At 65.7% G+C, this 8,550-nt stretch carries 7 protein-coding genes; all 7 read left to right on the forward strand.

What is annotated here, in order from left to right; all coding sequences use genetic code 11:
* The first annotated feature begins 75 nt into the window (after positions 1 to 75).
* A complete protein-coding gene (locus tag HMPREF0298_RS02550; RefSeq protein ID WP_006839527.1) occupies positions 76 to 831 on the forward strand; it encodes a (Fe-S)-binding protein in 756 nt (251 codons plus the stop codon).
* A gap of 2 nt (positions 832 to 833) precedes the next feature.
* Positions 834 to 2,237 carry a LutB/LldF family L-lactate oxidation iron-sulfur protein gene (locus HMPREF0298_RS02555; protein WP_006839528.1) on the forward strand — a complete coding sequence of 468 codons (1,404 nt, stop codon included), beginning with the start codon at positions 834 to 836 and terminating at the stop codon, positions 2,235 to 2,237.
* Positions 2,234 to 2,818 carry a LutC/YkgG family protein gene (locus tag HMPREF0298_RS02560; RefSeq protein ID WP_006839529.1) on the forward strand — a complete coding sequence of 195 codons (585 nt, stop codon included), beginning with the start codon at positions 2,234 to 2,236 and terminating at the stop codon, positions 2,816 to 2,818. The genes HMPREF0298_RS02555 and HMPREF0298_RS02560 overlap by 4 nt, the downstream gene beginning before the upstream one ends.
* A gap of 91 nt (positions 2,819 to 2,909) precedes the next feature.
* Positions 2,910 to 4,631 carry a DUF5635 domain-containing protein gene (locus tag HMPREF0298_RS02565; protein ID WP_006839530.1) on the forward strand — a complete coding sequence of 574 codons (1,722 nt, stop codon included), beginning with the start codon at positions 2,910 to 2,912 and terminating at the stop codon, positions 4,629 to 4,631.
* A 34-nt stretch (positions 4,632 to 4,665) separates the two neighbouring features.
* Entirely contained in the window at positions 4,666 to 7,794 is a 3,129-nt protein-coding gene (locus HMPREF0298_RS02570; protein ID WP_006839531.1) for an error-prone DNA polymerase, read from the forward strand.
* Between the two features lie 14 nt (positions 7,795 to 7,808).
* Entirely contained in the window at positions 7,809 to 8,270 is a 462-nt protein-coding gene (locus HMPREF0298_RS02575; protein ID WP_006839532.1) for a PH domain-containing protein, read from the forward strand.
* A 59-nt stretch (positions 8,271 to 8,329) separates the two neighbouring features.
* On the forward strand, positions 8,330 to 8,550 hold a 221-nt coding region (locus HMPREF0298_RS12385; RefSeq protein ID WP_425358134.1), incomplete at its 3' end, for a hypothetical protein.

Consider the following 8,550-nt stretch of genomic DNA (forward strand, 5'->3'; position numbering starts at 1 on the left):
TTCGCTGTCCAGCGACTGAATTGTTGTTATAGTTTGCCTCACTGACTCTCTGGTGACCGAAGGAAGCGAGTCCCCATGAAGATTGCGCTTTTCGCGACGTGCATCGTGGACGCGATGGTTCCGACCGCGGCCATTGCAACCACCCGAATTCTGCGGCGGCTCGGACACGAAGTGACGTTTCCCGCTGGCCAGGTTTGCTGCGGCCAGATGCACGTCAACAGTGGCTACTTCGCCGACGCGCTGCCTGTGGTGCGCAACCACGTCAACGCCTTCGACAGTGCCGAGTACATCGTCGCGCCGTCCGCTTCGTGCGTCGCCTCCGCGCGGCACCAGCAGGCGCTGGTTGCGCGCCGGGCCGGTGACCCAGGCCTGGAAAGGGCCGCCGTCGATACCGCCGAGCGCACCTACGAGTTATCGCAGTTCCTCGTCGATGTCCTCGGAGTCACTGATGCCTCCGAGCTCGGTTCGTACTTCCCACACTCGGTTACCTACCACCCCTCGTGCCACGGCAAACGGCTGCTGCGCCTGGGCGACCGGCAGGTGGACCTCGTGCGCAGCGTCGAGGGCGTCGAGTTCACACAGCTTCCCGACTCTGCCGAGTGCTGCGGTTTCGGCGGCACCTTCTCGCTGAAGAACCCGGACGTGTCCGGGGCGATGGCGGAGGCGAAGATCGCCAACATCGAGCGCTCAGGTGCGGACATCTGCACCGGGGGAGACGCCTCATGCCTGTTTCACCTTCAAGGGGCGATGCTGAAGCGGGGCGTCGACAAGCGCACGCTGCACTTCGCCGAAATCCTCGCCGCAACCAAGGAGCAACCGTGGTCAATCTAGGAATGCCCGCCTACGGGCACGGAAACCTCACCCTAGACGCGGCCTTCCCGGACGCGGCGAAGGAACAGATGGAAAACGTGCAGATGCGGGAAAACATCCGCCACGCCACGCACTCGATTCGTAGTAAGCGAAACGATGTCGTGGCGGAGCTGCCCGACTGGGAGGAGTTGCGCAACGCCGGGTCGGCGATCAAGGAAGGGGTGATGGCGCGGCTGCCGGAGCTGCTGGAGCGCTTCGAGCGCGAGTTCACCGCGCGCGGCGGGGTGGTGCACTGGGCGCGGGACGCGGACGAGGCGAACGCGATCGTGGAAAAGCTCGTGCGGGAAACCGGGGAAAGCGAAGTGCTCAAGGTCAAGTCCATGGCCACCCAGGAAATTGGGCTCAACGAGCACCTCGAGGCGTCGGGGATCCGCGCGGTGGAAACGGACCTGGCCGAGCTGATCGTGCAGCTCGGGGGTGACAAACCCTCGCACATCCTCGTGCCTGCGATCCACCGCAACCGCCGCGAGATCCGCGACATCTTCCGCGGGCACATGGACGGGCCGCTGACCGACGAGCCAGCGGAGCTGGCGGAAGCCGCGCGCACCTACCTGAGGGAGAAGTTCCTGGGCGCGAAGGTGGCGATCTCCGGGGCGAACTTCGGGGTGGCGGAAACGGGCACCCTGGCGGTGGTGGAATCCGAGGGCAACGGGCGCATGTGCGTAACCATGCCGGAGACGCTGATCACCGTGATGGGCATTGAAAAACTCGTGCCGACCTTCGCCGATTTGGAGGTGTACCTGCAGCTGCTGCCGCGTTCCTCGACAGGCGAGCGGATGAACCCGTACACCTCACTGTGGACCGGGGTGCACGAGGGTGACGGGCCGGACAACGTCCACCTGGTTCTGCTGGATAACGGCCGCTCCGCGGTGCTATCGGATCCGCAGGGGCGCTCCGCCCTGCACTGCATCCGCTGCTCCGCGTGCCTGAACGTCTGCCCGGTGTTCGAGCACGTCGGCGGCCACGCCTACGGTTCGACCTACCCGGGGCCGATCGGGGCGATCCTGTCCCCGCAGCTCACCGGCATTGAATCCGAGGCCAACGCGACGCTGCCGTTCGCCTCGACGCTGTGCGGCGCGTGCTACGACGTCTGCCCTGTGAAGATCAACATCCCGGACATCCTCGTCCACCTGCGCGCCGAGGCCGTGGAAAAGACCGGTCAACCTGTACAGATGACGGCGGTGATGAAGGCCTCGTCCGTGGCGATGCGCTCCGGGCGACTCATGGCGCTCGCCGAGCGAATTCTCCCTCTCGCGCGTTTTCGGGTTTCGTGGCTGCCCGGCCTCCTCGGCGGGTGGACCGAGCAGCGCATCATCCCCGCGCCGCCGAAAAAGGCCTTCCGCCACTGGTTTAAGGAGAACCGATGAGCGTCAAATCCGACATCTTGGCCAGACTGCACGCAGCGTTGGCGGATAACCCACCGGCCCCGGCCGTGGCGCGGGCATACCGCCGCGTGTCGACGCTTACTGCAGACGAGACCCGAGACATGTTCGTCGACCGCCTCACCGACTACAAGGCCGCCGTGTATTTCGCAGACAGGGTCGATGACCTTCCCGGGGTTTTGGCGGAGCTGATCTCCGGGCCCGTGGTCGTGCCGAGCGGTGTGGATCGCGCGTGGCTGCCGCCCGCCGAGGAGGTGCGCGACCCCTTGGAGGCCTCCTGCGTGGTCACCGGGTCGACAGTCTCGTGCGCAGAGACCGGCACGATCTTTCTCACCGGGCGTGACGACGAGGGGTGTCGCAAGCTCACGCTCATCCCCGACCACCACATCTGCCTGGTGTTTTCCGGCACCATCGTCGAGCTTTTTCCCGAGGCGTGGGAGCGGTTGGGTAGCTCATGCGGCCCGATCACCATGATTTCCGGGCCGTCCGCCACCTCCGACATTGAGTTGGAGCGCGTCGAGGGGGTGCATGGGCCGCGCCGGCTCGACGTTGTGGTTGTTCGGTAGCGGCCTAATCTGACACGAATCCAGCGAATCACGGAAATCGTGTTAGAATAGCGCCTACCTAATCTAATAATATGCAGGTGGGGTGGGGTACATGCTGTCCGGATTTGCTAACCTTTTAGAGCGCCGAAGGGAACTGGAAGATGGGGTTGACGCGATCTTGGGATCCGCCTCGGATGGGCGGGTAAGCAAGACGCGAGAATCGCAGTCCATCGACTTCAAGGAAGAAGCCGGTCGCAGGATCGGTGCAAATATCGAGCCGGGTACGGCACAGAATCCGCAGGCGGCGACCAAGCTCGCGGACGAGGTCGCTTGCTACGCCAACACGCCAGGCGGCGGCGCACTGATCGTCGGGGTCGAGGACAAGACCGGGGTGATTATCGGCACCGAGTTGGATATTGATTGGCTCCGGCAGCGGATTTACTCTGGGGTCGGGGTAGCCCCGGACATCGTGGAAAAGCGTGTAGAAGGTCAACGTGTTCTAGTCATCTTCGTCGCGCCCGCACCGGAGCCGGTCCAAGATACGGGCACTAGGCTGCGGTGGCGAGTCGGGGACGCGTGTAAGCCAGTGGATCGTTCCGAGTGGTGGCAGTACCAGCGTGACCACCAAGCCTTCGACGAGATGGCGCAACCGACTAAAGAGACGAGCTCAGACGTTCGCCCCGGCGCTATCGATATCGTCCGACGGACTTTCCCACAGGCAGACGAGCTCACAACGCAGGAGGTGATGCGTCAGATTGGCGCGCTTGGCCCCGATAGCCGGCTCACCGTTGCGGGGACGCTGCTATTTGCGGCGCAAGCAGGCCCGGTAATAGAGCTGACTGTCTTTGATGTGTTCGGCGGCGACATCACTAGTCGGATCGTGGGGGAACCGGGGACCTCGGTGCTCGAGCAGCTTGATCTCATCGAGAGATCCTTGCGCGTGGTGAACAAGAACACCACGATTGTGAAAGGATTCGTTCACGATCCGGTGCCGCTGGTGCCGCACAACGCGGTGCGTGAGGCGCTGCTCAATGCGTTGATCCACCGCGACTGGAGCCGCAGTGAGGCCGTCGCCGTGAGCTGGATTGAGCTGGACAACACGCTAATCGTGCGTAGTCCGGGCGGTTTTCCCTCAGGAATCACTTCTGAGAACGTGTTAAGCAACCGCTCCGCCCGCTACCCGGCGCTTGCGGATCTCTACCGGGCCGTGGGTCTCGTGGATAAGCAAGGGGTGGGAGTCGACAGGATGTACCAGAATATGATCACGCTCGGCCACCGTCCTCCCATCATCGAGGAGGTTTCCGGCCCTTTCGTGGAAACTACACTGGTTGGCGGCCCGCCAGTCGTGCAGGTGCTCGACCTTGTTTCGCGCATTGTGCCGGTGGCGAGGCAGCGGGACTACCGAATCGCGATCATCCTCCACATCCTCATGTCTCGCGCCTTTGTGACGGAAGATGTGGTGGCTCACGGGTTGCAGGCAGGAACGGAGCAGGCACGCAACGCTCTGGAAGCTGCTTCCCAGACCACGGTCGACGGAGAACCGCTTGTTGTGCTTCATCGCCGCGGGACGTGGATTCTCGGGGCGAGCTCAAGGTCTGTGCTGGCTGACAAGCTGCCGTATCTCGGCACTGACCCTGCGTCGATGGAGGAGGTCGCGTTGCTTTGGCTCAACGAGGTGGGGGACATGGCGACGAGCGATGTGATGGTGCTGTGCGGCGTTTCCCGAGGCACCGCCAAGAAGTGCGTGGACAGCATGAACGATGAAGGTGCCGTCGAGGTCGTAGGCGGGGGCAGATCGACCCGCTACCGACTGGCAGAGCAGTCAAAGAAGTAGAAAACGTGTTCTAACACCACTAGTATCTACTCCCATGAGGTTTCATGGCGGCGAGGCCCTGTCGTGGTCGCGGCTGGAGCGTATTCTCTCCGGCCGCCCCGGCCCCGTGCCCGTGCCCGTCAACCACACCCGCCCGCTTGCCGACGCCCCCACCAACTACCCTGAAGCCAGTCACGCGCCGTTCGCCGAACTGCACGCGGTGTCCTCCTACAGCTTCCTCGACGGGGCGAGCGAGCCGGAGGAGATGGTACGCCGCGCCCGCGATCTGGGCATCACCGCGCTCGCGCTGCTGGACAGGGACGGTTTCTACGGGGCGGTGAAGTTCGCCGAGGCGGCTGCCGAAGCCGGCATCGACACCGTCTTCGGTGCGGAGCTCACCCTCGGCGACCGTGTCCTCCCGGTGCTGGCCAAGGGCCCGGAGGGGTATCGCCACCTGTCGCATCTCATTGCCGCGGCCCGCATGATCACCCGGGAAAAGGATGCGGTGTCTTACCCGCCGCTGGAGCTCATCGCCCACGAGCTGGCGGGCACGTGCATCGTGCTGGCGGGATGGCAGTGGGTGGATGATATCGACCATCTGGTCGAACTCTTCGGGGGCAATGTGGTGCGCGAGTACGAAGTTTCGATGACCCCGGAGGACGCCGACCACCACCGCGCACTGGATGACTACCCGCACGTTCCGGCGATCGTCAGCGCCATGCCGGCTGCCGCCACGCGCGATGACGCCCGCCTGGCCGCGGCGAAACGCGCGCTGGCCAGGCGGGATTGCTTAAACGACGCTCACGCGCACCTGCACCCCATGGGGGCGAACTGGTTGCGCTCCGCCGAACAGATCGAGGCGATGTTGCCGGGTGCGCAGGACAAGATCGCAACTGCGCTGGCGATTGCCGCGCAGTGCGCGTTCACCCTCAACCTCGTTGCCCCCGAGCTGCCGCGCTACCCCACGCCCACGGGCTTTGATGAGATGAGCTGGCTGCGCCACATCACGCTCGCGGGCGCTCAGCTGCGCTACGCGACGCGCCCGGACGAGACCCGGGCCAAGGCGATGTCGCAGATCGACTACGAGCTCGGCGTGATCGAGGAGCTGAACTTCCCCGGTTACTTCCTCATCGTCCACGACCTGGTGGATTTCGCCCGGCGGGAGAACATCCTGTGCCAAGGGCGCGGCTCGGCGGCGAACTCGGCGGTGTGCTTCGCGCTCGGCATCACCAACGCCGAGCCGATCAGCGCGGGGCTGTTGTTTGAGCGTTTCCTGTCGCCGGACCGCGACGGCCCGCCGGATATTGACATTGATATTGAATCGGGGCGTCGTGAAGAGGTGATCCAGTACGCTTACGAGCGCTACGGGCGCGACAACGCAGCCCAGGTGGCGAACGTGATCACCTACCGCACCAAGGGCGCGATCCGCGATGCCGCCCGCGCCCTGGGGTACGCGCAGGGGGCGGCGGATTCCTGGTCGAAGGGGATCTCGCGGCCACCGGAGGGCGTCGAAAAGCTTGCTAGCCAGCTCAAAGGCCAGCCCCGGCACTTAGGCATCCACTCCGGCGGCATGGTCATCTGTGACCGCCCGATCGCCGACGTCGTGCCGGTGGAGTGGGCGCGGATGGAAAACCGCTCGGTGGTGCAGTGGGACAAGGACGACTGCGCCTCGGCCGGGCTGGTCAAGTTCGACCTGCTGGGCCTGGGCATGCTCGAGGCGCTGCACCACATGATCGACCTGGTGCGCGACACCGCCGGCCGTGAGGTCAACCTGTGGGAACTCGACGTCGCGGATGCACGCGTGTACGAGATGCTGTGCCGCGCCGACGCCGTCGGCGTGTTTCAGGTGGAATCGCGCGCGCAGCTCTCCACGCTGCCGAGGCTGAAACCGCGCTGCTTCTTCGATCTCGTCGTCGAGGTCGCGCTGATCCGTCCCGGCCCCATCCAGGGCGGGTCCGTGCACCCCTACCTGCGGCGTCGCGACGGCAAGGAGGCCATCGTCTACGACCACCCCGTGCTGGAGAAGTCGCTGGGCAAGACGTTGGGCATCCCGCTGTTCCAGGAGCAGCTCATGCAGATCGCCGTCGATGCCGCGGGGTTTTCCGGCCGCGAAGCCGACGCGCTGCGCCGCGCCATGGGCTCGAAGCGCTCGCCGGAGAAGATGGCGCAGCTCAAGGAGCGCTTCTTCGACGGCTGCTGGGCCACTAACCGCATTGATCACGACGTGGCGGAGACGCTCTGGGCCAAAATCGTCGCGTTCGCCGCCTACGGGTTTCCCGAGTCGCACTCACAGTCGTTCGCCTCGCTGGTGTTTTTCTCGGCGTGGTTCAAGTGCTACTACCCGGCGCAATTCTGCGTGGGGCTGTTGCGCGCCCAGCCGATGGGGTTCTACTCGCCGCAGTCGCTGATCCAGGATGCGCGCCGGCACGGCATCGAGGTGCTGCCCGTGAGCGTCAACGACTCCGGCCGCGAGGCGATCTGCGTGGATAATGCGACGATCCGCGTCGGGCTGAACCTGATCAAGGGCCTCGGCGATAAAGCGGCCGACCGCATCGAGGCCGCGCAGCCGTTTCGCGACATCCCGGACCTGTCGCGCCGCGCGGATCTGTCGGTCGAGCACGTCGAGGCGCTGGCGCGCGCGGGAGCATTGGACTGCTTCGGGGTGGATCGGCGCCAAGCGTTGTGGCAGGCGGGGGTGGCCGCGACCGAGCGCGAGGGGATGCTGCCGGGCCTAAGCGCCATTGAGGCGCCGGCGCTGCCGGGCATGAACGCCTTCGAGCTCATGGTCGCCGACATCGGCGCCACCGGCGTCACGCACGACAAGCAGCCCATGGAGCTGTTGCGCGAGCGACTGCGTGCCGACGGCCTCGTCACCGCCGCGGGCCTCAAGCAGGTCGAGGACGGCACTCGCGTGCGCGTCGCCGGGGTGGTCACGCACCGGCAGCGGCCGCGGACAGCCTCCGGGGTGACGTTTTTCGGCATGGAGGACGAGACGGGGCTGATCAACGTTGTCGTCTCGCCGGGGCTGTGGAAGCGCCAGCTCGTGCTGGCGCGCACCGCGAAGGCGCTCATCGTGCGCGGGATCGTGGAAAACGTCACCGGGGCGGTCAACGTGGTGGCGGACAAGCTAGAGCCACTGGAGCTCGGGGAGTACCTGAACCGCGGGTCGCGGGACTTCCATTGAGTAGGCTGGCGGCCATGGAAACGGAGCTCAACGGCGTGTCGATGAAGCTGGTCATTCCCCACTACATAACGCTCGTCGTGTGGGCGGCACTGGTGCTGGGCGCGCTGTCCTGGACCTACGTGAGGTGGGGGTCGTGGTGGCTGGTGCCACTCGGCGCCGCCGCGGCCGTTGTCCTCTGGGGCCTCGTGCTCGTTCCTCTGCGAGTGCGCGCCCTCGGCTGGAAAGAGACGGACGACGAGCTCGTCCTGGCACGGGGCAGGCTGCGGCGCACCGTCACCATCATCCCCTACGGGCGGATCCAGTTTGTCGACGTCACCACGGGGCCGGTGGGCCGGGCGCTGGGGCTCAAGAGCTTGGCGGTGAACACGGCGTCGACAAGCTCGATCTCGAAGCTGCCCGGGATCGAGGCCGCCGAGGCCGATGCCCTGCGCGACCGGCTGGCGGCGAAGGCGCGCGAGCGCATGAGCGGGCTGTGATGGAGCGGCGCGTCCACAGGCTCACGCCGCTCCTGCACATCTGGGCCACACTGCTGGCGGTGGCAGCGATCGCGCTGTTCAACTTCACCGTCCCGCTTTACAACTGGGTGCGCGAGGGGGAGTTTCCCGCGGTGTCGGCTCTGTGGGTCATAGGCGGCGTCGCCCTCGTCGTGGCGGCCGGGGCCGGGGCGTCGCAGCTGTGGTGGTCGAAAATGAGCTTCGCGCTGGGCCCGGAGGAACTCAGCGTGCGCAGCGGCGTGGTGACGACGAAGCTGCGCAC

It is taken from the genome of Corynebacterium lipophiloflavum DSM 44291, assembly GCF_000159635.1.
Lineage (GTDB): Bacteria > Actinomycetota > Actinomycetes > Mycobacteriales > Mycobacteriaceae > Corynebacterium > Corynebacterium lipophiloflavum.

Coding starts and splice junctions, on each gene's coding strand:
- HMPREF0298_RS02570 (WP_006839531.1), top strand. CDS start 4,666: ATGAGGTTTCATGGCGGCGAGGCCCTGTCGTGGTCGCGGCTGGAGCGT.
- HMPREF0298_RS02560 (WP_006839529.1), top strand. CDS start 2,234: ATGAGCGTCAAATCCGACATCTTGGCCAGACTGCACGCAGCGTTGGCG.
- HMPREF0298_RS02565 (WP_006839530.1), top strand. CDS start 2,910: ATGCTGTCCGGATTTGCTAACCTTTTAGAGCGCCGAAGGGAACTGGAA.
- HMPREF0298_RS02575 (WP_006839532.1), top strand. CDS start 7,809: ATGGAAACGGAGCTCAACGGCGTGTCGATGAAGCTGGTCATTCCCCAC.
- HMPREF0298_RS02550 (WP_006839527.1), top strand. CDS start 76: ATGAAGATTGCGCTTTTCGCGACGTGCATCGTGGACGCGATGGTTCCG.
- HMPREF0298_RS02555 (WP_006839528.1), top strand. CDS start 834: ATGCCCGCCTACGGGCACGGAAACCTCACCCTAGACGCGGCCTTCCCG.